At 67.2% G+C, this 23,970-nt stretch carries 11 protein-coding genes and 7 pseudogenes; 4 read left to right on the top strand and 14 right to left on the bottom strand.

All coding sequences use genetic code 11. The features are described from left to right. Positions 1-76: 76 nt before the first annotated feature. Positions 77-1,264 carry an ROK family protein gene (locus ACWEK3_RS10020; protein ID WP_453249439.1) on the top strand — a complete coding sequence of 396 codons (1,188 nt, stop codon included), beginning with the start codon at positions 77-79 and terminating at the stop codon, positions 1,262-1,264. Positions 1,265-1,659: 395 nt separating this feature from the next. Here the strand turns inward: ACWEK3_RS10020 and ACWEK3_RS10015 are convergent. From ACWEK3_RS10015 to ACWEK3_RS09975, 9 genes and pseudogenes are all read right to left on the bottom strand, one after another. Then, positions 1,660-2,007: pseudogene (locus tag ACWEK3_RS10015) on the bottom strand (tyrosine-type recombinase/integrase); the annotation flags it as partial. Between the two features lie 192 nt (positions 2,008-2,199). After that, positions 2,200-4,401 carry a LamG domain-containing protein gene (locus ACWEK3_RS10010; protein ID WP_450538280.1) on the bottom strand — a complete coding sequence of 734 codons (2,202 nt, stop codon included), beginning with the start codon at positions 4,399-4,401 and terminating at the stop codon, positions 2,200-2,202. Positions 4,402-4,585: 184 nt separating this feature from the next. After that, positions 4,586-5,842: an iron uptake transporter deferrochelatase/peroxidase subunit gene (gene efeB, locus ACWEK3_RS10005; RefSeq protein WP_450538282.1), complete on the bottom strand. Its 1,257-nt coding sequence runs from the start codon at positions 5,840-5,842 to the stop codon at positions 4,586-4,588. Beyond that, the gene (locus ACWEK3_RS10000) at positions 5,839-7,203 is read right to left on the bottom strand and encodes an imelysin family protein (RefSeq protein ID WP_453249438.1); all 1,365 of its coding nucleotides are present in this window, start codon (positions 7,201-7,203) and stop codon (positions 5,839-5,841) included. Before ACWEK3_RS10000 ends, efeB begins: the two co-directional genes overlap by 4 nt. A 5-nt stretch (positions 7,204-7,208) precedes the next feature. Next, positions 7,209-9,329, bottom strand: a complete 2,121-nt coding sequence (locus tag ACWEK3_RS09995; protein ID WP_453249437.1) for an alkaline phosphatase family protein — start codon at positions 9,327-9,329, stop codon at positions 7,209-7,211. A 431-nt stretch (positions 9,330-9,760) separates the two neighbouring features. After that, positions 9,761-10,033: pseudogene (locus tag ACWEK3_RS09990) on the bottom strand (ISAzo13-like element transposase-related protein); the annotation flags it as partial. A gap of 389 nt (positions 10,034-10,422) precedes the next feature. Next, positions 10,423-10,664: pseudogene (locus tag ACWEK3_RS09985) on the bottom strand (ISAzo13 family transposase); the annotation flags it as partial. Between the two features lie 225 nt (positions 10,665-10,889). Then, complete coding sequence (locus ACWEK3_RS09980) at positions 10,890-12,221, bottom strand: sugar phosphate isomerase/epimerase family protein (protein ID WP_453249436.1); 1,332 nt, start codon at positions 12,219-12,221, stop codon at positions 10,890-10,892. 84 nt (positions 12,222-12,305) lie between these two features. Continuing rightward, positions 12,306-12,461 (bottom strand): hypothetical protein, encoded by a 156-nt coding sequence (locus ACWEK3_RS09975; protein ID WP_453249435.1) that lies wholly within the window; start codon positions 12,459-12,461, stop codon positions 12,306-12,308. Positions 12,462-13,184: 723 nt separating this feature from the next. Here ACWEK3_RS09975 and ACWEK3_RS09970 point away from each other — a divergent pair. After that, positions 13,185-13,484, top strand: a pseudogene (locus tag ACWEK3_RS09970) (MFS transporter); the annotation flags it as partial. 3 nt (positions 13,485-13,487) lie between these two features. Here the strand turns inward: ACWEK3_RS09970 and ACWEK3_RS09965 are convergent. Next, a pseudogene (locus ACWEK3_RS09965) lies at positions 13,488-14,064 on the bottom strand (transposase family protein); the annotation flags it as partial. Between the two features lie 201 nt (positions 14,065-14,265). On the opposite strand from ACWEK3_RS09965, the pseudogene ACWEK3_RS09960 reads away from it, so the two are divergent. Then, positions 14,266-15,386 (top strand): annotated as a pseudogene (locus ACWEK3_RS09960) (transposase); the annotation flags it as partial. 413 nt (positions 15,387-15,799) lie between these two features. On the opposite strand, the pseudogene ACWEK3_RS09955 reads toward ACWEK3_RS09960, so the two are convergent. From ACWEK3_RS09955 to ACWEK3_RS09940, 4 genes and pseudogenes are all read right to left on the bottom strand, one after another. Further along, positions 15,800-16,214, bottom strand: a pseudogene (locus ACWEK3_RS09955) (hypothetical protein); the annotation flags it as partial. 147 nt (positions 16,215-16,361) lie between these two features. Next, positions 16,362-17,555 (bottom strand): twin-arginine translocation signal domain-containing protein, encoded by a 1,194-nt coding sequence (locus ACWEK3_RS09950; RefSeq protein WP_450538291.1) that lies wholly within the window; start codon positions 17,553-17,555, stop codon positions 16,362-16,364. Positions 17,556-17,589: 34 nt separating this feature from the next. Beyond that, on the bottom strand, positions 17,590-19,116 hold the full coding sequence (locus ACWEK3_RS09945; RefSeq protein WP_453249434.1) for a glycoside hydrolase family 28 protein: 1,527 nt from the start codon (positions 19,114-19,116) through the stop codon (positions 17,590-17,592). Positions 19,117-19,729: 613 nt separating this feature from the next. Beyond that, the gene (locus tag ACWEK3_RS09940) at positions 19,730-20,263 is read right to left on the bottom strand and encodes a DDE-type integrase/transposase/recombinase (RefSeq protein WP_450538295.1); all 534 of its coding nucleotides are present in this window, start codon (positions 20,261-20,263) and stop codon (positions 19,730-19,732) included. A 1,677-nt stretch (positions 20,264-21,940) separates the two neighbouring features. On the opposite strand from ACWEK3_RS09940, the gene ACWEK3_RS09935 reads away from it, so the two are divergent. Continuing rightward, the coding region (locus ACWEK3_RS09935) for a DUF6923 family protein (RefSeq protein WP_453249433.1) at positions 21,941-23,970 on the top strand (2,030 nt) is incomplete at its 3' end.

Genomic DNA, 23,970 nt, shown 5'->3' with positions numbered 1-23,970 from the left:
TGACGAATGGCTTGTGTTAGTTGCCGAACGCGCCCAGACTTGTTGTCGACCGAAGTCGGCCCCTAGTGTTGCTGGTATGCCGACGCCAGGCCGCAAGGTTGCAGGGCAATCCCTTGGCGAGGTGCTCTCGCTGATCACTTCGGGTGCCGCAACGACGCGCGCCGACATCGCGCGGATCACCGGGCTCGCTCGGTCCACAGTCACCCAGCGGGTGGACGCCCTGATCGCGCACGGCTTCGTCGACGAGGACGCGGACGGCGGCTCGACTGGCGGCCGCCCGCCGCGCCGGCTCGCCCTGCGCACGCGCGAGCACACCGTGGCGGGCGTCGACCTCGGAGCCTCCCACTGCCGGGTGGCGCTGCTGGACATCGGCGGCACGCTGCTGACAGCTCAGGAGGATCCGCTGATGATCGCGGACGGACCGCAGGTGGTGCTCCGCCATGTCGAGCGCACGCTGCACACGCTCCTGAAGGAAGCCGGACGTAGCCCGCGGACGCTTCGATCCATCGGCGTGGGGGTGCCGGGACCGGTGGAGTTCTCCACCGGTCGGCCGGTAGATCCACCGATCATGCCCGGCTGGCACCGGTACCCGATTCCCGACTTCTTCGACGAGTACTTCGGGGTGCGAGCACTGGTGGACAACGATGTGAACGTCATGGCCCTGGCCGAGCAGCGCCGAGCCTTCTCCAGCACCCGCTACATGCTCTACATCAAGGTCGGCACAGGCATCGGCTGCGGGATCATCGCCGACGGCCGCCTGCACCGCGGTGCCCAGGGGTCCGCCGGGGACATCGGACATGTCCGGGTCGGCGAGCGCGAGGAACTGTGCCGCTGCGGCAACTCCGGCTGTCTGGAGGCCATCGCGGGCGGGGCGGCTCTCGCTCGGAGGCTCACAGGCCTGGGGCTGGAGGCGGCGTCGGGGCTGGATGTCGTACGACTGGTCCGGGAGGGCAACCAGGACGCGATACGCATGGTGCGTGACGCCGGGCGTGCTGTGGGCGACGTGCTGGCGGGTCTCGTCAACTTCTTCAACCCCGAGACAGTGGTGCTGGGTGGCGCCCTGGCCGCCGTCCATGAGCAACTGCTCGCCGGCGTCCGCGAGGCGATCTATCGCCGCTCGCACCCGCTGGCGACGCATCTGCTCCATATCGAGCCAAGCCGTACAGGAGAGAACGGGGCCGCGATCGGCGCCGGGATTCTGGCCATCGAGCACGCACTATCGCCTGAGCAGGTGGACCGGGTGCTGGCGGGAGTGGTCGGCTGACCGGGGTGCGGGCAGCCCGGTTGGGGGCGTCCAGCTCCTCACCTTTGCCCAGCCTTTCACGCGGAGCGGGGTGCTGCTTGCGTAGGGAGGCTGGCACTGGAGGTCCCCGTTGGGCAGACCGAAGCCACAGGCGCATGCGAAAGGGCCCGGAGACCGGGCCCTTTCACGTGGTAGCGACTGACATCAACGACGCCGGACGGAGGCGTACATCAGCGTCTCTGTCCGGCCGTCGCACCAGTCGACGACAGCCGCCGCAGCGAACCCGGATCGAACTCCTAAAGCGGGTGTCGCAGGTTCGAATCCTGCCGGGGGCACAGAAGAAGGGGCCAGCTCAGGAGGGGTTTCCTCCCAGGCTGGCCCTTCGTCGTTTCAGGGGTCGTGCCACACGCGTGCCACTACGGGCCCGCAGGGTCCTTTTCAGAGGGGTCGGAGACCGCTCCCCCACCGCCCCTGATCAAGGCACCAAGCCGGTCGGCGATGGCCCGGTCACGATCGCTGGTCATGTGCTGATAGATCAACGCGGCTCGTGAGCTGCTGTGGCCCATCCGCGTCATCAGCTCCCTCGTGCTGGCCCCAGCAGTCGAGGCCAGCGTGTTGCCCGTGTGCCGAAGATCGTGGAAGTGCAGCTCGACCGTGACGCCCGCAGCCTTCCGGGCCTTGACCCAGTCGTCCCGGAAGTTGCTCCGCCGCAACTGCCCGCCCTGGGGCCCGACGAAGACGTGACCGTCACGGCCGGGGGCGGCGACCGGGATGCGGGCGATCCATGGGCTGGGCGGGATCGACAAGAGCACGCTCGCCCTGCACTACGCACACAAAGTCGTCCGGCCGAGCGGGCGTGCCGGCCACGATCCGCGAGAGCCGCCCCAGCCTCAGCGAATTGGCGCAATGGTCACCCGCCAGACGACGGGTGACCATTGCGCCAATGCAGGCGCGCGCTAGTTGGCAACAGTGACGGCGACCGAAGCCGTGGTCACGTGGCCCAGGGAGTCGATGACCGTAGCGCTCAGGGTGTGCGCCCCGTTTTTCACCTTGGTGGTGTCGAGGCTGTCGTCCAGCTCGCCGTTCGCCGGCTTGACCGTATTCACGAGGCCCTTGCCGTCCAGGCGGAGCTGGTACGACTTGAGGTTCGCGCCGGCAACCTCGGCCGCGACCTGAGCGGTGCCGCTCAGCACAGCACCGGCCGTGGGGGCCGCGAACGCGACGATCGGGGCATCCGTCAGAGTGAAGTGCTGCGTGGTGACGTTGCCCGCGAGGTCCGCGACAGTGATCGTGTTGTCACCGAGGGCCGCGTGGTAGGAACCGGGGCGGACGTGGCTGAGCCCGACCACCGGCGCGCTCGGAAGCACAACCGGGAAGCCGTTCACGCTCACCTGGCCGATGCCGCCGGCGTCGCGCATCACAAAGGAGACAGCCTGGTAGGTGCCGTCGAAGCCGACGTTCATCCCCGGGTTGTCGTTGAGCGAGATCGTCGGCGGGGTGCCGTCGAGCTGGAAGGTCAGCGGGACGATTTCACCGGCGGCGGTGTAGAGCTTCAGCTCGTTGGTGCCCTCGACCGAGCCCAGAACGCCCGGCTTCACGCCGTTGAGGTCGTAGTCGACGACGTTGTTGACGTCAGTCATGACACCGTTGATCGAGAACTTGTCCACCAGCGTGGACGCGTGCAGAGCGAAGTCCACGGAGCTGTACACGCCGGCCGAGCCGATCGAGGTGTCCTTGATCGTGATGGTCGGAGCGTGCTGAACGCCTGGGCTCCCCAGGTAGAGGTCCTTGACCTCGGCAGGGTACAGCGCCCGGTCGAAGAGGAAGAACTCGTCGATGTCGAGGACGTTGCCGATGTTGTAGTGCCCGGTGCCGTCGTTGCCGATCATGGTGCTCAGCGCTGTGAACGGCTGACCGGCGAACTTGGCGATGCTGCCAGAGCCCGACTGCACGCCGTCGATGTACAGGGTGACGGTCCCCGCGGCGCGATCGACCGTGAAGGCCACCTGGTGCCAGGTGCCGTCCGTGATGGGCTTGGCCGTGGTGTAGTCCACGCGGCCCACACCGCCGGCGTTGATGTTGAGCACGATGTTGCTCGTGCGGGTCGAGAACACGAAGCCCGGGTTGGAGCCGCTATTCCAGTCCTTGTTGCCGAAGATCGACGGGTCACTGCCGGTCTGCGTGGACCGGACCCACGTCGCCATGGTGAAGCTGTAGTTCGCCGGGTAGCTCGAGAGGTCGTCCAGACGAACCCATGAGTTGGTCGAGTTGAAGTGCGCGGCCTGACCGAACTTGCCCTGGACGTAGGAGACGTCGTTCGCGGTCGTCGCAGCCCCGGTGGTGCTGTTGGCGTTGCCGTCGAACGGGAGGTAGTAGTGCAGCGAGGTCGAGAGCGCATCGGGGAGGTTCAGCGGGTCCCCGCCCGGCAGACCGGCCTGGTAGTCGGCCTGGACCTGCGCGGCGCTGATGGCCTGGTCGTAGAAGTTCACGTTGTCGAACAGCGCGTCCGTCTGCGGCGCGTAGTTTAGGGCGCCGTTCTGACCGATCGCGAACGGCAGGCCCGAGTCGAGGTTGTCACCGGTGGCGACGGTGGTCGTCGCGCCCGCCTGCTTGCCGTCCACGTACCACTTCGCGGTGCCGGCGGTGCGGTCCACGACCGCGGCCACGTGGTGCCACGCGCCGACGGTGGGCGCATTGCCCAGGGTCACGTGGACACCCTCGGTGCCGAAGCAGCCGAGCAAGGAGCCGTTGCTGCCCGAGGCGTTGTAGGTGGCGAAAGCGTTGTCGCTGCACGAGCCGCCGTGCTGGTTGGCGAAGAGGTAGGCATCCCCCGTGTACGAGTTCTGCTTGATCCAGAAGTCGTAGGAGAAGCTGCCACTGGCGTCGGTCTTGCCGGCGATGCGCGGAAGCGTGATCTGGTGGCCGGCGGAGACGTGGGCGGCCTGACCGGACAGTCCGGGCGCGTAGGCGGGGGTGCCGTGCCAGGTGCCGTTGTTGCCGTTGCCACTGGAGTCGGTCGTGGTGGTTCCGGAATCTGAGTCGAAGGTGTACGACACCACCGGCGCAACGAGGCCGGACGCGGATGCCGCATGGGCAGCGACCGCGCCACCCACGACGACGGAACTCAGGCCGGTGATGGCCAGAAATGTCGACAGCACGGTCGTGAGTGCGCGTCTCGCGAATCCGCTGGCGCGGAACCGCGACGTCGCGGGGAGGGCTTTGTGGGGCATGTGAGTTCATCTCTTTTCGAAAGATTGCCAATGGGGATGTCAAGTCGGTCGAAGGTGCGGCGGAGCTTCGTGCGGCGGTGGGCGGCAGGTTGAGCGGCACCACTGGCGCTCGTCACGAGAACATGCCTCGCCCCAGCCAGTCCTCGCGGTTCCGCACTCCGGGGAGGGCGAAGAAGTAGCCGCCGCCGAACGGGGAGATGTAGTCCACCAGCGGCTCGTCGATCAGGCGCTTCTGCACCGTCACGAACTGGCGCTCGAGATCCTGGTTGAAGCAGACGAAGATCAGCCCCATGTCGAGCTGACCGTTGAGGTCGGTGCCGCCGCTGTAGTTGAACCCGCGACGCAGCATCCGCTGATCGTCTGCCGAGCCGTCGTGCGGGTTGGCCACGCGGATGTGCGCTGTGACCGGGACGACGTTGCCGTATGGGTCGCGTTCGTAGTTCGGCACGTCGAACTCCTTGCTGCCGGCGAGCGGCGCGCCGCTGTCGCGGTCGCGGCCGATCATGCGCTGCTGCTCCGTGATCGAGACCCGGTCCCAGAACTCCACGAACATCCGGATCAGGCGCACGACGTGGTACGAGCCGCCCTCGACCCAGTCGGGCTCCCGGTGGCCGCCGTGCGTCCAGACGAGACGGTCGACGAGCGTGCGATCGCCGGTGAACTCCTGGTTGGCGGTGCCGTCCTTGAAACCGAGCAGGTTCCGCGGCGTGCCACTCGGCCGCGGCGGGCTCATGAAGCCTTCCTTGCGCCACAACACCTGCAGGTCGGCGCGAGTGGCGCGCATGAGGATGCGCAGCGCGTGCAGTGCTGTGTCGCGATTGTTGGCGCAGATCTGCAGGAGCAGGTCTCCGTCGCACATGCTGCGGTCGAGGGCGTCGTTGGGGAACTCGTCCATGGGCCGCAGCAACGCCGGCTTGGCGTTCGCGAGGCCGTACCGCTTGTCGAAGAGACTGGCGCCCACGCTGACCGTGACGGTGAGCCCGTCCGGAACGACCTGGGTGCCGAGCACGCCGTTCTCATAGCTGGTCGATGCCATGCCGTCGTACGGCACGTCCTCACCGCTTGTCAGGTAGCGAATGGTGGACGTGAGCGTCTGCAGCGTCTGCTGAAGCTGAGCCCGGTCGGCTGAGGTGACCGTGAACGAAACGAAGACGGCGGCGCGCTGTGGCGGTTCCAGGATGCCCGCCTGGTGGGCTCCTTCGAAGGGGTAGCTCGCCGACGGCGCCTGCTCGGTGCCGGGCGCGGCGGTCGCCGCGCTCACGGCGTCGTCTCGCACGCCGGCCGAGGCCGTGATCGCGGCAGCGACGGCGCCGGCCGAGCCGACGGCGAGGGCGCCGAGGAGGCCTCGCCGGGTGGTGTGCGGGTTCATTTGCCGTTGCCTCCGGTCGCGCCGCTGCTGTCGTTCCCAATGCCGCTTCCCTCGTCGGGACTGTCGCGAGGCTCGGTGATGGGTGGGATGTGGGAGAGAAGCTCGACGGCCTGCTGGACATGAGCATTGAGTTCGGCTCGTTGCACAGCGGTGAGGGAGGTCAGCGGCACCCAGCCGTTCGCATGGTGGTAGCTCTCGACGAGCACCTGGGTCTGGCGCAGCCAGCTCTGCGTCCGGCCGAGCCACGGATCCTGAGCAGTCAGCAGCGGCACCAGCGGCTGAAGCGCGTGAAAGGTGCCGGTGATGTTCGCATCGACGGTGGCGAGCTCGGTGTGGCTGCCGGCATCGCCGATCCCGTTGAGGTCCTTGCCGAGCGTGTCCTCGAGGATCTCATGGGCACGGATGCCCATGTCGAGCGGCGTGATCGAGTTCGGCTTGGCGAGCTCAGCCGGCAGCTTTCCGACATTCGCGATCAATGCGTCGGCGTACGGCGCGATCTCCGCCGGCGGCTCGCCTGCCCAGAGCAGCGCCTCGATCTTGCGGAAGCCGGTGAGGTGAGGTGAGGTGACCGCGGCGGCGTCGCTCGGTGGGTCGCCGTTGATCGCGTCACCCAGTTTCCCGAATGCGCCGTATGCGGCGCCGAGCTTCTCGTAGCTGAGATGCGCTGTCAACCAGTCCAGCTTCGCTGCGCCCACGTCGCCGGCGTGCAGATCCGCAGCAAGCTGTGTGACCTGCCTGCTCAGCGTCGGCAGCTGGCTCTGCACCCACGCCGTGTACTGATTAATGGGTATCCGAAGGTCGAGCGGCGTGACGGGCACGATCCCATTCACGGCTGTTGTTCCGACGCCGCCGCCACCGGTATTGCCGGTTACGGCAATCGGCTTGCTCGACTTGATGGTGTATGCGGTGATGCAGACCCATTTGTAGGTGCCGGGCGGGATGACCCCGGTGACCTGGCGAGTGGCGTTGATCCCGAAGTTCTCGACCTCGAGATAGATCTTCTTGCTGCGGGTGTCTTGGAGGTAGATCTCCATGTCGTCGCCCTCATCGTTCAGGACGTCGAAGCTGTAGTTGCCGGTGGGGCCGCCGTGCCAGTCGTCGATGCAGCTCGGCGTGCCGGACACGACGTGCACCTCAGTGCCCGCCGCCGTCCGCTTGACCGGGTGCGCCGCCCACGCCGCCGCGGTGGCGTCGACGAAGGGGCCTTTCACCGGGGAGCGCTGGCCAGCGGGCCACAAGCTGACCGCGACGCTCGTCACCGTCGCGACGGCGACCGCCGCTACGACCGAGGCCCACAGCAGCAACCGCCGCCGTGGCCCCCCGTCAACGCGCGGCGCCTTCTGATCGGGTGCCGTGTGCATATCGCTCAGATCTGGGCGACGCGGCCGGCGTAGCGCTGCTTCCAGCCGTCGACCCCCTTGGCGGTGATGACGATGTCGTAGTAGCCCGACCTGGTCGGCCAGGTGACGACCTTCGACTTGCCCGCGGCCACCGAGATGGCCTGGTCGCGATCGAGGAAGTCGTTGGCGACCAGCTCGAAGATCACGGCCTGCGAGCCGTCACTGTGGAGGGTGAGCTTGACCTGCTGGCTGGCACCCGAGCCGCGGATTAGCTCGACCTCGATCCGCGGGATGGCGCCGTCGGTCTGCGCGGCCGGAACGACCTGGCCGGCGAACGTACGAACGAAGCGGTCCGGGCCGTAGATCGAGAACGCGTACTGACCACCGGTCTGTGTCGCGTCCCACGTGTGCGTGCGCGGGTGGGTGTTGCTGACCGTGTACGGCGTGCCGTACGTCTGCTGCGGGAGGTACTTATCGGGGAAGACCAGCATGCTCGCACCCTTGCCCGGGCGACCGCCGTCGAAGCTCATGGCCGCGGTGACCGTGCCGGCGGTGCGGTCCTCGACCAGGGTGGCGTGCTGGTGGAACGAGAGCGGGCGGACCTTGAGCGGGCCGGTGCTGTCCTGCGTCGGCATGACCTGCTGGCCGACCGGCGGCTGCGGCACGGGCGGCAGCGTCTTGTCCTTGTCGACGACCGCGGCCAGGCTTGCCGGGGTCGGCAGCGACGGGAACGAGTTGTCGAAGCTGGTGAAGTCGATCGCTGAGAGCATGTCGCCTGAGACCGTACGGCGCCAGGCGCTGAGGTTCTTGCAGATGGCCGGCTTGCCGAGAGTGGTGGTCCACTGCTCGAGCAGCATGATCGTCGAGGTGTGGTCGAAGACCTCCGAGCAGACGTAGCCGCCGCGGGTCCACGGAGAGATCATCACGAGCGGGACGCGACCGCCGAAGCCCGGGTTCAGACCCGGCGCACCCTCGCCCGGTGTGCCGTCCTCGGGGATGGGAGGCAGGACGTGGTCGAAGAAGCCGCCCTGGCCGAGGCGGTTGGCACCGTTGGGCTCGTCGTAGTTGAGGATGATGAGGGTCGAGTCCCACAACTCCGGGTTGTCGTGCACGGCCTGGATGACGCGGTCGACATAGATCGCGCCGTCATTGGGGGCGTGGTTCGGGTGCTCGCTCCACGAGGCCGGCGAGGTGACCCAAGAGACCTGCGGCAGGGTGCCCGCAGCGCAGTCGGCGATGAAGTCGCGCAGCACGTAATCGAGGTTGGTTCGGTCGTTCTTCTGATCCGCCGGCGGGTTGGTGTAGTCCTTGGTGATCCCGCCACGGGCGAGCAGACCCTTGCCGGGCTCGAAGTCGTCTGCGGAGGCGTTGACTGGGTTGTAACGCGCGAAGTCGCGCAGCGTGTTGTCCTCGTAGTCGCCGAACCAGCCGACGTCCTTGTTGTTGTCGACGTACATCTGCCAGGTGACGCCCGCCTTCTGGAGGACCTCCGGGTAGGTCTCCCACTGGAACAGGAACTGGCCGTTCTGGCTGTTGTTGATGCGCGGGCCACCGCCGAGGACGCCCTGCGGGTCGTTCGTGCCGGTCCACATCATGATGCGGTTCGGGTCGGTGCTGGTGTTGAGGGAGCAGTGGTAGTGGTCGGCCACCGTCCACGCCTTCGCTATGGCGTGGTGGAACGGCACGTCCTGCTCCTCGAAGTAGAACATGCGGCTGCTGGTGTTCTGCGCGTTGTACTTCGTGGTGTCCGCGCGGTACGGCAGGAGATATCCCTCGGCGCGGCTGTTCGGCTCGTAGAAGTTGGTCTGCCCGTTCTGCCAGGTCAGTGCCTGCTTGTCGTTGAAGCCGCGCGCGCCCGGCAGGTTCAGCGTCCCGAAGATGTGGTCGAAGGACCGGTTCTCCTGGGTGACGATGACGATGTGCTTCAGGTCGGCGATGGTGCCGGTCCGGCCCGTCGGCATCGCCGCAGCGGATGCCTGCAGGCGATCGGCACCCAGCCCGGCGGACACCGCGGCACCGGCCGCGGCCGTCAACCCGACGGCCTTGACGAACTTGCGGCGCGTGAAGTGCCGCCCCGAGGAGGGCGCACTCGCAGCGGGCATGGCGCCCGACTCGGGTTCTACGAAGTTGTCCTCGTTGTTCGACATGGAGATGCCTCGTCTCGTCGTGATGGCGAAGTCGTTGGGGCGTGGACCACCCGCGGCCTCAGAGGCTCATTGCCGCGGGTGTCGACGAGGGAACGCATGGCGGAACCACAGCCGAACCACAGCTGTGGACTAGACCCGTTATTGGTCCGTTATCTAGATGGTTCGTGCCCGCCATCGGTCCGGCGGGTCTGGGTGCGCGGGTGCGGTGGGAAGTCCCCGCGGCTGCACGAATACCGCCACCACTGACTCGCCGTGCGGGAGGCCTGCAGGCCTACAAACTGGTCGTCTCTCCCGCTCTGCGCCAGTTAGCGCGGTAGGACGGCGCCTCGGGAGTGAGCGGGGAGTGGATCATGAAAATCCCCACTCCCGGGGAGTCAGATTGACCCTTCAGGCCGGAACGGACATCCCTGTGCCAACATCGGCCGGCCGCAGCCCGCGTCGGCGGTGATCAGCAGCTGGCCGGCGGTCGGATAGGCGGCCCGCCCGGCTCCGTTCCACCAGCGGCGGATCGACTCGACAGCGAACGCGGCGGTGTCGTGGTCGGTGCCCACGTTGACCCAGCCGGTGTTTGCAGCGACGTCGTAGATGCCGTAGGGCACTGCCTTGCCCAGCTCACGGTCGGGGAAGTCGTGGATGTCGACCCGCACCGGCTCGCCTCTCGGCTCCCATTCACGGCCGTTGTTCTTGAAGAGGCCGACCAGGTCGGGTAGCGGGAGCACATTGCTGTGCTCCCGCCCCCTCAGAACCGTGCGTGCCCGTCGTCCGAGCACACGGCTCAAGCAGGCCCCGGAGGGCTACTGGCAGGTTGCAGCGCTGTCCGACTGCCGGTGCTGGCACCGCGCCAGCGGTGGCAGTGGGTGTGGATCAGGCGGAGGGAAGCGGCGCCGTCCGGTGTGCTGCGACCCGGGTTGGCGGTGATCGCGTTCTTGCGGACCGCCTGTCGAGTCACCTTGAGCCACTGCTCCCATTCCGATGGGCTCTGCGGCTCGCGGTCGGCGTGCAGGAGGAGCCCGTCGCAGAGCGGACAGCGGCCGTGCTGCTTCTGCAGCAGTCGCAGCCCGGTCGTACTCAGGGTGAGGAGTGCAGCCCGAAGTGCCGGGTTTCACGTCGACGATGCGTTTGCGGCCGCCGCCGGGCCTGCGGACCCCCCAACGGGGCCCCTCCGGAGGCGAGTTCCCGCACCCCGAGTGACACAGTGGCCTCACGGACACCGGCGGCACGGGCCACCGCCCTGATTCCGCCGTGGCCGAGTGACCGAGCCTCCGCCCCCATCAGCAGACGACGCTGCCGCTCGTTTAGATGCGGCAGGATCGCCCCGAACTTGGCCGCCAGCACGGCCCGTTGCCCTTCCTGAGGCGCGACAAACTTAAGGACGGAATTCTGGTGGCACTGCTAGTCCTGCACGGCGGCTGACAGGGGTTTGGTGCCCGAACCGCCCTCCCCGAAGATCGATCGCCGGGGGCGGTTCGGTTGGGGCGGCTGCTCAGCGCACGGAGCCGGAGCCGGTCGCTGAGCGGCTCCGAGAGCAGCACGGTACCGCGGCTGCGGTGGCCGGATCCGTCAGCCGAAGACGTCGGCCACGGGCAGCAGCACAGCGTCGAGCTGAGTCCGCAGCTGCTGGGCCGTATCGGGTTTGATGCCGTGGTCTGACGCCAGACCGCGCTTGAGGTTCGCCAGGTGGGCCTTCATGGCGGACGGCTGGTTCTGGTTGAACTCCCGGCCGGCCTGTCCGGCCATGTCGGCGAGGCTGTGCCAGGAATCGCTGGTGAATCCGCCCGAGTGGCCCGCCCGAGTGATCGCCGTCTCGAGTGCGTCGAAGGGGTTCGCCTGCGAGATGGCCAGCCCGGCCTTCACTTCGGCCAGGAACGAGGCGATCTGCTCGAAGGGCGGGGTTGGCTGGTTCTTCGGGTTGTCCGGTGCGTCCTTGTCCCACAGGAGTTCACACGGCATGTAACCGCGGTAGTCCGACAGCCGCAGACCGGTGAACAGGCGCTGGTACTCCATCATCGGCTCGTCGCTGTCTGCGCCGGCGGGCTTGCGCTTCACTTGGATGCTCGTCGAGCGCGGTACCGCCTTCATGATGTCCCGGTACCAGTCGTAGTCCGCGCCGGTCGGTGCTTCGAAGGGGCGGAAGTAACCGGTGTCGTCCATGATGGACAGATTCGTGTCGCCCACCCAGTCCAGTATCTGCAGTGTCTGGTCGGCCGTCGCGGTCATGTCCCCGTGGTTCTGGAGGGTCACTTCGACGCCCTTGCCAGCGGCATAGGCGGTGACCTCCCGCAGAGCCGGGACGATCCGCGACCGGGTGACCCCCTCCCAGCCTCCCGCCGTGCCGATGTCCTCCGGCACCACGCCGGAGAAGACGCGGATCCCGGGAGCGCCGAGTACCGCGGCGATGTCCGTCCAGAACTTCGTGCGCTGGACGTCGAGCTCCCGCCGGGAGGCGTCGGGGTCGGCGAAGTCGTTGAACACACCGGTGCCGCTGACTCCGATGCCGAGGTTGTCGCAGTGGTCGCGCAGCCCCGCCGCGAACGAGACGATCTCACTGGTGGGCCGGGTGGGCATGGTGTGCGTGTCGTAGCCCGGGATGAAGTACGCGGTGATGTCCACCTGGTCACAGCCGACGTTCTTCGCCCAGGTGATGGCGTCGGCCGTGGTGATCGGGGGTGCGGACTTGCCGCTGCGGCCCTTGATCCAGGAGTTGATGTTCTGATTGAAGCAGTACAGGCTCATGCTGACCGGGTAGACGCTGGCGTTGTACCGCCGGCTGCGGCTCGGCTGCTCGGCGGGAGCAGCCGGGGCGGCGGCGTAGGCCTGGTCCAGCGAGTTGAGGGCGATCGGTGCGGCCAGCGCCGCTCCCATGGCGGCTTTGAGGGCCTGACGTCGGTTCACGTATGCTCCCTGGAAACGTGCGTTCACAGTGAAAAAGCGGGCGCGCCCCGGCAGGCATCACGCCTGTCGGCGCGCGGTGCGACATCAGTTTGGCTCACGGCCTGCCGCGTCGACCGGGCCGAACCCCTGGCCGATGCCCGCGCCGGCGAAGAAGTCGGGTGCGAACGTGGCGCCGACGTCGAGGTACACATGGGGTCGGCCATTCTCGACCAGGTACATCCTGCCGTTGAGGTCGGGCACGTACATGCGCCCTGACTTGTCCGGGACTTCCGATGTAGTTGATGCGTGCCCAGCGGTCCAGTCGTGGGTCGGTCGGCGTCGGAACCGGTTCGGACTTGGGGAACGAGGCGAACTTTTCAACGGTCAGACCAAGGTCCGACGTGATCGGCTTTTCCGGGATCGGGTTGATGATCGGATCGTTGGAGTCCGCGGCCGCCGGCGGCGCTGTCATCAGCGTCGCGAGGAGAGCCACGGTGGTCAGTAGGATCCACCTGAACTTCGTTCTGCGAACTACCATCCTGCCACCCAAGGGTTTTTGGTAAGCGCTTTCTAAAGGGCTCGGCTGAACGTAGCGACGCGCAGGTGGGACGTCAACGGGCAGTCATCGCTGGGTATTGCAGGCGGACAGGTGTCCACCGCGCCGTCACCAACTCTTCACGCACTCCCCCCGACGGCGGGGGCTGTTGACGCTCAGGGGGTGCTGGTTGGTGAACTGGGTGGTCGCTGGCCTGGGGTGTTGATAGTTGGTTGTGAGGGCCGGGTCGGGCCTCCCCCTGATTGGTGGGTCGGGTAGCCCGAGGGTGAGATCCCCTCGGGCTACCCGACCCCGTTTTCCTGAGCTTGTCGTTTATGTGCGCCACGAGCGCAGAGAGTGAGGTTCATGTAGGTAAGCCCACTTGTTGCGGTGCTGTGCAGATGATGAAGATTTTGTGACCCTTCGGCGCCGCCCTACGGGGGGGAGGCGCCGCCGGCGCACTCTGGTCCATCGCCGCGGCCGCCACCCTGGTCGCGGTCGCCTGCTGCCGCGCCGGCCTTGACCGGCTCGGCCTGTGGGGGGTCGGCGTCATCAGCGCAACCATCGCGGCCGCCACCTGCCTCGCCGTGCCCCAAGCCCCCTCCCACACCGCCTACGTCACCCTCATAGCCCTCTTCATGGCCGCCGACGGAGGACTCACCATCGTCCTACGCACCCTCCGCTCGCAGGTCATCCCACCCGCGGCCTTCGGCACGACCCTCTCCCTGACCATCCTGCTCCTGCTGCTGCGCCGCCTCGCGGTCGGGCAGGACCGCGACGCGCCGGCCGGTCTCGGCATCCGTGACGATCGTGGCGTAGCGGTGGCGGCGGCGCAGGGCGAAATCGTCCACGCCGATCACCCGCGGGATGGCCTGCTGCGGCAGCGGCAGGCGCCGCAGATGGCGCAGCGCGGTACTCCGGGAAACGGGCACGGCCAGCAGGCCGGCCAGGCGTGCGGCCGCCCGGCCGCATAACTCCCGCGCCACCTAGGATATGCCCGACAAGACGCACCGTGCGGCGCTGATGGCGCTCCAGCAGTCCGGGAATCTGCTCGCGGAAGGTCTGCCGCCAGCAGCCCAGGGCCGGACAGGCCAGCCGCCGTACGCGCAGGTGGACGACGACCTGGCGGCCGTCGACCGGTACGTCCCTCACCGTTCGGCGGTGATAGCCGTGCACCTTCGCCGTCGGCGTCCCGCACACCGGACACGGCACCGCCACGTCCCGGGTCCGGGCCGAGACCACCACCGCGTCGCCGCCGTCCGCCACGTCCTCGACGACCAGCGCCGAAAGCCCCGAAAACACCGTCCTCATAAGGGGGTTGATATCCATCACAAGATCATGATCGAGGGCGGCTACTCGGCGTCACCACCGACTACGGGCCAGAGCCTGATTCATGACACTCCCTGAGCTTGGCGTTTAACCTCGCCGGTTCACTCGACCCGCTGATCTCGTGTTCTTCGAGGGACAGCAGGACGGTCGTTCTTCACGCTTCGAGGTGTCGAGCAACGTCGCGTGAAGGAACGGCCGCTGGTGAAGAGTCTCGCTCCTGCAGGTCCCGCCGACGCCGCACTGGGCGTCCTGTCCCACTTTCGTGTCGAGTTCTACGACTGCCTGTACAGCCGCGCGGACGCGCTCTTCGAGCTCACCGACGCGGTGCTGTGCGCGGACGGGCCGGTGAAAACCCTGGTCGAGCTCTCCTTGACGGTCGAGCACCGGCGCGGGCACGGTGCGCTGTACGCGGCCCTGGACCGTGGCTGGCTGAAGCCGACACGGTTGCGCCGCGCGCTGGCGGGCCTGCGTCTGCCGAAGGCGGCCGACGGGCGGATCGTGCTCGCCGTGGATGTGTCGCACTGGCTGGGCCCCGACGCTCCCACCAGCGGCGACCGGCTCTTCTGCCATGTCTACGGACGCGGCGACCGCAGGTCGGACCAGCTGGTGCCCGGCTGGCCCTACTCATTCGTCGCGGCCCTGGAGTCCGGCCGCAACTCCTGGGTCGCTCTCCTGGACGCGGTCCGCCTAGGCCCGGCCGACGACGCGACCACCGTCACTGCCGTCCAACTTCGCGATGTTGTCGAGCGGTTGACGAGCGCAGGCCACTGGAGACCGGGCGATCCGGACATCGTGATCGTGATGGACTCCGGCTCTACGACGTCGCCTACCTGACCCAGGCTCTCGCCGGCCTGCCCGTCGTGCTGGTCGGCCGCCTGCGCTCGGACCGGGTCATGCTCCGCGACCCCGGCCCCGCCCGGTCGGGTCCCCGGGGCGGGCGCCCTCGCCGGCATGGCGGCGTCCTCACGTTCAAGAAGCCCGACAGCTGGCACGAGCCTGACGTCACGACCGCCACGGACACCACCCGCTACGGCACGGCCACCGCAACGGCCTGGGACCGGATGCACCCCCGGCTCACCCACCGCGGACCCTGGCTGAACCACGCCAAGGAAGAACTCCCCGTCCTGCATGGCACGTTGATCCGTCTGAAGGTCGAGCGCCTGCCCGGCGACCGCGACCCGAAACCGGTCTGGCTGTGGTGCTCGGCCACCGCGGCCGCACCGGCGGACGTGGACCGTTGGTGGCAGTCCTTCCTCCGCCGCTTCGACCTGGAGCACACCTTCCGGCTGATGAAACAGACCCTGGGCTGGACCGCCCCGGAGGAGAACAAGCAACGGGCCAGGCGCCACGACGTCGGCAAGACCGTGAAACGCGCCGAATCGATCAAAGAACACCAAGCCCAGCGAGGTTAAACGCCAAGCTGAGGGGTGGGATGGCGCAGGCCGTTTTCGAATTCGAATCCGTCAGGTACTCCGCGATGTGTCAGGACTGCGGTGCGGAGTTGGAGTGCTGCAGTGTCCAGGCCCTCGTTGGCGGCCGCTTGCGGTGGGATGTCGAGTCAACGTGTTCCACCTGTGGGTTCGCGGTCGCCGTGTGTGGTGGAGACCTGCCGAGCGAACGGTAACGGCGGGATCAGATGCTCGCCGAGCATGGACCAGCAAGGCTGCAAGTGCTCAGTGCGACGGCGAACAGCATCGTGATCATGCGGGTGCTCCGAGCTGAGCTCGGCATTGGCCTAGTCGATGCCAAGGCTGTGCTGCGCCGCGTGCTGAGCAGTAACTACTCGGGAACGCTTCCTGAGATCATCTGGCAGCGCGGTGCGGCTGAAGGCCTCCCCAGTGGCGAAGACGCTGCTCACGTCATGGCGGGTGGTGAGCGGCGGTTCTTCGAGTCCGCTGGCGGCCGGGACCCGGCGGGTTTCGGTGCACCTGCCGGTGAGCCGGTTTTCGTGCGCGGGTTTCTGAACCTCCTGCGGACCCGGCTGGTGTGAGCCTGTTCGGCTCTGCCGGCTTCTCCCAGGGCCGATGGAGGTCGGTGGTCAGGGGGCGGGCGAGCCGGAGCTGGGCATGGGCAGCGATGACCAGCCACGTCTACTGGTCGGCCGTCTCCGGGCTGCGATGTCGGGGCTTGGTCCATCCGAGCGTCTCACGCGGACGCCGACCCAAGGGCGGAGGAGGTGAGCTGACGCCATGCGATGCCCAGCACGGGGCTGGCCACACCGCGGCTCCGCGTCGGGACGGGCCCGAGGGTGTCGCCCTCGGGCCCGTCGCCTGGTTGCTGCTGCGGTTGCGGTCTCTTCAGCCGTGGGCGCGGCCGTCCTTGAGGACCTTTGAGGTGATCTTCATCGCCCGGTCGGGGTCGGCGATGCTGCGCCCGTAGTAGTAGTAGATGAGGTGCTCCGGTCGCATGGCGACGACCTCCGGCATGGTGCGTTCCATCGTTTGGAGGTAGTGGGTCTCCGGGGGGTCGAAGGAGAAGTTCTCGATGAGGACGCAGCCGCCTTTGCCGTTGCGGCGGGCGGTGTCGATGAACTCTCCGGCGTTCGGCAGGAGGACCTTGTTGTACGGTGCTTGTCCGCTGCCGTCCGGGCCGAGGTCGTCCGACATCCGCCACGGTCGGCCGTCGCAGCCGAAGTAGTCGATGTTGGGGATCTGCGCACAGCGCTCGACGATGTACGGGTTGGTCTGGGTGTAGGAGGAGTACACGAACATCGAGACGACGACATCCGGCTTGACGCTCTTGGCGTGTGCGGATACCTCGCCGAAGAAGTCGGCGACGGTGTCGGTGTACCAGTTGTCGTCGGAGCCGGCCGGCTTCTTCGCCACCGCGGGCGGGCTGAAGTCCTGAGTGGTGAGGGTCTTGGGCTCGTCCCAGATGATGCCGTCGATCGGCCATTGGGTGAGGATGCGCTCGACGCCGTCCTTGACGAAGTCGACGACCTCCGGATAGTGGATGCTGCTGATTGGGCCGAGCCCGGTGGTCTTCGGCTTGCCCTTCTTGTCCAGGGCCGCGTACTGGGTGTTCTTCACCCCCCAGCTGCTGGGCACCTTGGGGGAACCGGCGACCAGGTTGCCCCAGCGGGAGGGCACCGCATGGACGCGTATACCGACCCGGTGCGCCTCCGCGCAGATGATGTCGACGTTCTGCACCGCGGCGTCGAAGTCCTGCTCCAGGATGGAGATGGTCACGGCGTTGGTGCCCTGCTGTGCCATCCACTCCATGTCTCTGCGGATGTTCGACGGCACGCAGGTGTACATGTGCGAGCGGAAGTAGTACGCGTTGAGGATCTTCCACGGTCCCTTGGTGTCGCCGTTCTTGGCGTTGGACGCCTCGGGGGCGTCCTGGCCGGCGTCCTGGGGTGCTGCGAACGCGGGTGACAGTCCGCCGCCGAGGGCGGCGGTCGCGCCCGCCGCCGAGGCGGCCAGTGCGGATTTGCGCAGGAAGTCCCGCCTGGAGGTGTCCTGGGGCTGGGATTCGTGCTGGTTGGTCATGGCTACTCCTTGAGGTGAGGGGAGCTGGGTGATGTCACGCCTTGAAGCCGACCTGATCCACGTACGGGCCAAAGTTGAGCATCGCCTCCTTCCAGGCGGTCTCTGCGTCGGTGAGGAGGGAGCCGTTCACCACGACGTGGTCGAAGGTCAGCCGGCTGACCTGGTGGTCCTCGTCGAAGCCGTGGAAGGCCCACTCGGTCTTGTTGTTGGTGGTCTTGTTGTTCTTGGGGTGGTAGCCGACGGCCGTGACCCGTGCGAAGGTGACCCCGTCGATGCGGCCCGGCGTGCGGTCGTAGCCCTTGCGTAGGCCGATGTTCTGCTCGAAGAGGTGCGCCGTGTTCTGGACGCGGATGTCGGAGAACCGGATGTTCCGGTAGGTTGCGCCGTCGTTGATGACAAGGCCCATAGCCCGGTCGGCGGCCAGTACGTCGTTGTCCTCGAACCGGATGCCGGTGAACTTCGACGCCAGGGACTCGGTGCCGAGCTTCATCGCCGACTTGAGCGTGTAGAGGACGTTCCCTGTGAAGGTGATGTTGCGAGCGTTGTCGAGCAGGCCGCTGTTGTTGGTGGCCTTGACGACGAGCGCGTCGTCTCCGACGTACTGGAAGGTGTCGTCGGTCCGTACGTTCACCGAGCCGTCCACGTCGATGCCGTCGGTGTTCGGGTTGGTGAGGTCGTTGATGACCTCGACGTCGGCGATCCGCACGTTGGTGGAGCCCAGCACATGGGTGTTCCAGGCGGCGGAGTCACGCAGCACGACTCCGCTGATGTCGATGTTGCGCGAGTCGGCGATCCGGATGAGGTTGCTGTTCCGCCCTGCCTGGCGCAGCGCCTTGCCGTCACCGTCGATGACTCCGCGCCCGGTGATGCCCGCGTTGTGGACGCCGTCGAAGTGGATGAGCCGGCTGAAGGTGAAGTGTTCGCCGTAGGAGTCGGACTCCTCCCATCCCGGGTCCACCGGGTAGTCCGCGGGGTTGCAGGTGCCCTGGATCAGGGCGCCGTCCGCGAGATGGAGGGTGACGCCGCTGCGCATCCGCAGGGTGCCGGTGCGGTAGGTGCCGGCTGGGAAGAACAGGACACCGCCGTGTTCGCCCACGGTGTCGATCGCCTGCTGGATCGTGTTCGTGGCGACGGCCCGCCCGTCGGTGGTGACGCCGAAGTCGCGTACGTCGTGTACGGCCGGGCCGTTCGGCACCGCGTCGGGCCGCTTTGCGAAGAGGAAAAGCTTGCGTCCACCGGGGATCTCGAGGACGAACTTGCCCGGCCGGGTCAGCGTGTAGGTCAGCGTGGAGCCGTCCACTGCTGCACCGAGGTCCCGGCGCGCCGGCTGCAGAGTCGCGTCCGACAGACCGGCGCCGTTCAGTCGCGAGACGGTCACGGTCACGCTTTCACAGAAGGCGAACTGGGCGTAGTCGACGTCCTTGTAGGCGGTGACCGCGACCGATCGGCCGTCCGCTCGTAGTCCGTAGGACGTGCTGAGCGTCGCGTCGGGAGCCTGGCGGTACGGCTGTACCGCGCAGCCGCCGGTCGGGGCAGGCGCGGCCTCGGCTTCGGTGACCATGGCTGAGGCGGGGAGGGCCGCCGCCAGGAGGGTAGCCGCGGAAAGCAGGCATCTGATGCGCGGGTCAGGTGCTGCTTGGGAGGGTGTTGTTCTCTGCGCCGGCATGACGTGGTCCCCTTCCGGGTGAGCGTTGACCGAACTCTGGAATCGCGACCCGGCAGCTTCCGGCCTGTGGCGGGCCGCGCGACTGCGGAGCTCCGGCGTGGCATGGGCCACCCTCTCCCCTCTGCAGGTGCAAGGCCAGGAACGGCGGTGTCGCGGGGGCGTCCTGGGCTCGTGCGCTGGTGAGGTGAACCGGCGAACGGATGCCCCGGGCTTCCTGCCATGGGTTTGTAGTTCATGTTCTTGTGTCATGTCCAGAACCATGAACGACCTGATTGCTTGATCCGTCAGATTCCTTGTGGCCGCAGTGTCTTCATGTACCGTGGCCTGCAGACGCACGGTTCAGCCCCTTGACGCCCCCTGCAATGGATTACAGGGTTTTAGTCCGGCGTCGAGACGGGTGTCCTGCCGCGTTCCGGCGGCCCGGCCCGCGCGGCGGGTCCGTCCGGTGGCCAGGCGGCCGGTCAGCTTCCGGTAATCACCGTGCCCAGGACTCCGACTGGAGCCACGATCAGCGCGATCTCCGTCGCTGGATGGAGGGCTGAGAGCGGGCCACGACAGTGGAGCTCGTGACGGCAGACCGGGTCTCCCCAGCTGCCTCTTTCGAGGCGTCGACGGGTGAAGCCGGTGACGATGCCGACCGGCGCCATGTACATCGCGGCCTGGGGCGGGAATGGCTCCTGGTGACACCGAGATCGATCAGCAGCTGGGAGACCTTCTTGCTGGTCACGGAGGTGCCGCGGTCCGCGTGGACGGTGTGGGGCACGATGCCGTTGCGTTCGATCGTGTCGCGGATCAACTCCTCGGCCCGCTCGGCCGTTTCGGCGAGTTCGACGGTGTGCCCGACGATGTAGCGGCTGAAGATGTCGATGATCACGTAGGCGTGGAACCAGATGCCCTTGGCCGGGCCGGGCAGTCGGGTGATGTCCCAGGTGAACACCTGAGAGGGCCCGGTCGCAACCAGTTCAGGGATCGTCCTGGGCGGGTGGGTGGCCTGGCGGCGGCGTTCGCCGCTCTGCCCGGCGGCGGACAGGATCCGGTACATCGTCCGCTCCGAGCACCAGTAGTTCCCCGCATCCAGCTCACGTGCCCAGACCTGGGCGGGCGGCAGGTCGACATACTCCGGCCGGTTCAGCAGTTCCAGGATCGAGGCCCGCTCGCCGGTGAGAGGGCCGAGGCGGGCGTGGGTCTTGGGGACGGTGCGGGCTTCGGCTTCGGGCTGAGGTGGCGGTAATGGGTGGCGCGTGAGCGTCCGGTCAGCCGGCAGGCCGTCGTAGTACCCAACTGCCCCTGAACACCCGCGAACGCCTCGTCGATCACAGGTGCGGCGGCGAGCTTCAGTCCGCGCTCTCAGAGAGCAGTTCCAAGTAGGGTCGGGGACTGGCGCGGTGGCTTCCGCTCCGTTTCCAGTCCCTGCCGCTTCAAACGTGCGTGCGGTTCTCCCGCACACGGCTTTCCGACATCGTTCACCGACTGGCATGCGCCGTCGCCCTGTGGACGTTTCCGGTCAGGCGGTAAACCCCGAGCCGGGTGATCCACCCGTAGGTGAACCGCGTGGTCCAGTTCCGGCCTCGGAGTCTGTGTTTCCGGCTGGCGAAGATGGCCAGCCGCTCGTGGACGTAGCCATCGACCGCGTGTGGGTGAAATCTTTATGTCCACGCCGTGATCTACTACGCCCATATAGCGCTATGCGCCTCCAATATGGGAGCAGTGCTGCGTCCTGACGCCGTGTCTGCCGGTTTGGCAGCCGTTGGTGATCTTGAGTTTCGTGGATGTGCACGAGAGATGACGTCAGTGCCCGGGGCCTGGTTGCTGACGCGGTCCCGCTCGGGCTCGAACCCTCAATCAGGGACTGGCCGTTCGACTGCATATCCTTCCGCCCTAGCAGTTTCCGTCGGCTGGAGCGGCCTGTGCGGAGACTAGCGGGAGCAGGAGGAGGGCGGGGGATGTCGCGAAACCCGAAGGCTGAGTTCTGCACCAGGGGGGTGTGCTTGTCCCTCCTATACCTTGGGTGGACAGCATCCAGTAGCACTACGGCGCCCTGGCTGAGAGTTATCGCGGCCGTCCTTCTGGTGGGCTGGGTGACGGATCTGGCGAGGCACCTCTTGCGGCGTGCCCGTGGCCGCAAACCTGCTGAGCACCCAGATAACTGAGCCTCCTGCAGACGTGGATGCCGCCCAGCCCACGACCTCGCACGGCAGATGACAGCCAACCGCGCTGCTCTGGCGGCAGCGGCCAACGCTCCCGGGCTGCGCCTTGTCCAGCAGCTCGCCGCTTCGACCCAGTGGTGTGCGGGGGCACCACGCCAGTCGATCCACTGCGGATCGTCCAGGATGTCCTCGGGATCGGTGATACCCGCGGCTTCGAGGAACGACCAGGTCGTAGTCGCTGCGGGCGGTGCCGAGGTCCTCGTCCCGGCTATGGCCGTGCACAGTGACCTTCCGGCCGCCCGTGGGAGAGGGCCGGTGCACAGTGATCGGTGCGCTGGTCACGCTCCCAGCGCGCCCCGGGCCAGCTCCGTTCGGCCCTATGGGCTCCTCCAGCGGGGTGATATATCACGCGCGGGGGCCGCGCCCGCAAGTTCGTTCGTTTGTCGGCGTGCTCGTATCACTTCCCCAAGCGGCGTTCAGCTCCTGGTGGGCCCCTCACGCACTGATCGGTCGACCTTTCAAGGGTCGACAGAGGCCGGAGCTGGGCTCCCCACGAGTAAAAGGGAATATTCATGCTTCAACGCAAGTCCCTGTGGCACCTGGCTGCGGTCTCCGTCGTCGTCATCGCCGGTTTCGCCGTCCCCACTGGGGCACAGGCGCAGATGCTGGTCCCCTCCCAGGCCGGCACCTCTGATCAGCACGGCAAGGGCGCCAAGGCTTCTAAAGCCAAGAAGTCGAAGCGGGCAGCACAGCCTGGTACGCCGTTCGAGTGCACCGGCAAGATCTACGAGTCCGCCGGAGCGCCCACGACGCAGTTGTACGAGGGCACTCCCGGGCTCGGATCGGTGTCGTTCACCCCTTTGGGGCCAGCGTCGGGCCACTACAACGCCATCGGCATCAACCCGGTGGACCACTTCATGTACGCGATCGGCACCACCAACGACAGCCTGCTCCGGATCAGCAACGATGGCTCCATCACGGACCTCGGGCCCGTCCACGGCCTGCCGCCACACGGGTTCTACAGCTACAACATCGGCACGTTCGACGACGCGGGCAACTACTACGTGGCGAAGCCACTAGCGGGTAGCGTCACCGAGATCTACGTGATCGACGTGACCACACAGACAATGACCGCGACGATCCCGGTCGTCCCGCCGGGGCAGTTCTCAGACTGGGCCCTCGCCGACGATTTCCTGTGGGGCGCCTCACCCGATGGAAGCATCGTGCGTATCGATCAGAAGACTGGGGCCGCTTCCACGTTCCCCAAGGTCCTTCCGGCGACCACGCTCAACGGCTACGGCGGCGCGTTCACCTACGGCAACGGTGACCTCGGCTTCGTCGACAACGGTGGGTTCATTCGTCGCGTGGCCGTGACGAATCCCGGCTCGGCCACCCCGACCTTCACCCTGCTTTCTACGCAGACCGCTCCCGCTGTATCAACGAACGTGGATGCGACGTCGTGCTTCGGGGCGCCGACGGACCTGTCGGTCACGAACACGTCGTCCCCTGTGGCATACACGCCAGGGCAGAAACTCACGTACACAATCACAGTCAAGAACAACGGCCCGAACCAGTCCTCTGGGTACATCGTCAACGACACGATCCCAGCCGCGCTGAAGAACCCGGCCACCTCCGCGCCTGGTTGCACTATCACCGGCTCCACCTTCTCCTGCACCGGCGCCGCGCTGGCGCCCGGTACCTCGGACACCATCACCATCACGGGAACCGTCGACGAGAACTTCACCGGCGTTCTCACCGACACCGCCACCGTGACAGGCAACGAGGCCGACTCGAACCCGAACAACAACAGCGACACTGTAAACACCCCGCGAAACAACGCGCGCGCCCGCGCGGATCTGGGCATCGGCCAAGCTGGGCCTGCGAAGGTGACGGAGGGTGACGCCGTCACCTACACGCTGAAGGTCACCAACAACGGCCCGAACGACTCCACCGGCTACACCGTCACCGACACGCTGCCGACAGGTCTGCAGAACGCCTCCACCACGACGCCCGGCTGCACGATCAGCGGTTCGACCGTGACCTGCACCGGCGGCCCCTTGGCGGCCGGCGCCTCGAACACCATCACCATCAAGGGAACTGTGGGCCCGGGCACGAACGCGCTGACCAACACAGCGTCGGTCACCGGTAAGGACATCGACCCGGACCCGGGCAACAACACCGACACAATCAGTTCCCCCCGCACCCAGGTCGACCTTGACCTGCAGGCGACCGGACCGGCCCGTGTATCGGCCGGCGATCAGGTCTCCTACGACATCAAGATCATCAACAACGGACCGGACAACTCGACCGGCTACACCGTCACCGACCTTTTGCCAGCCGGGCTGACCAACCCTGCCACCAGCAGTCCCGGCTGCAGCATCAGCGGCTCCACCCTGACCTGCACCGGCACCTCCCTGGCGGCCGGTGACTCCGTCATCGTCACCATCACCGGCACCGTGGCTCGCAACGCATCTTCCCTGACCAGCACCGCTACCGTCGTCGGCAAGGACGTCGACCCTGACCCGGGCAACAACGTCGACACCCTCACCATCGAGGTCGAGAAGGGCAAGGGCAAGCAGTGCGGGGGCAAGCACGGCAAAGG

The organism is Streptomyces sp. NPDC004721 (assembly GCF_053601495.1).
This window is presented reverse-complemented; position numbering and strand designations above follow the sequence as displayed.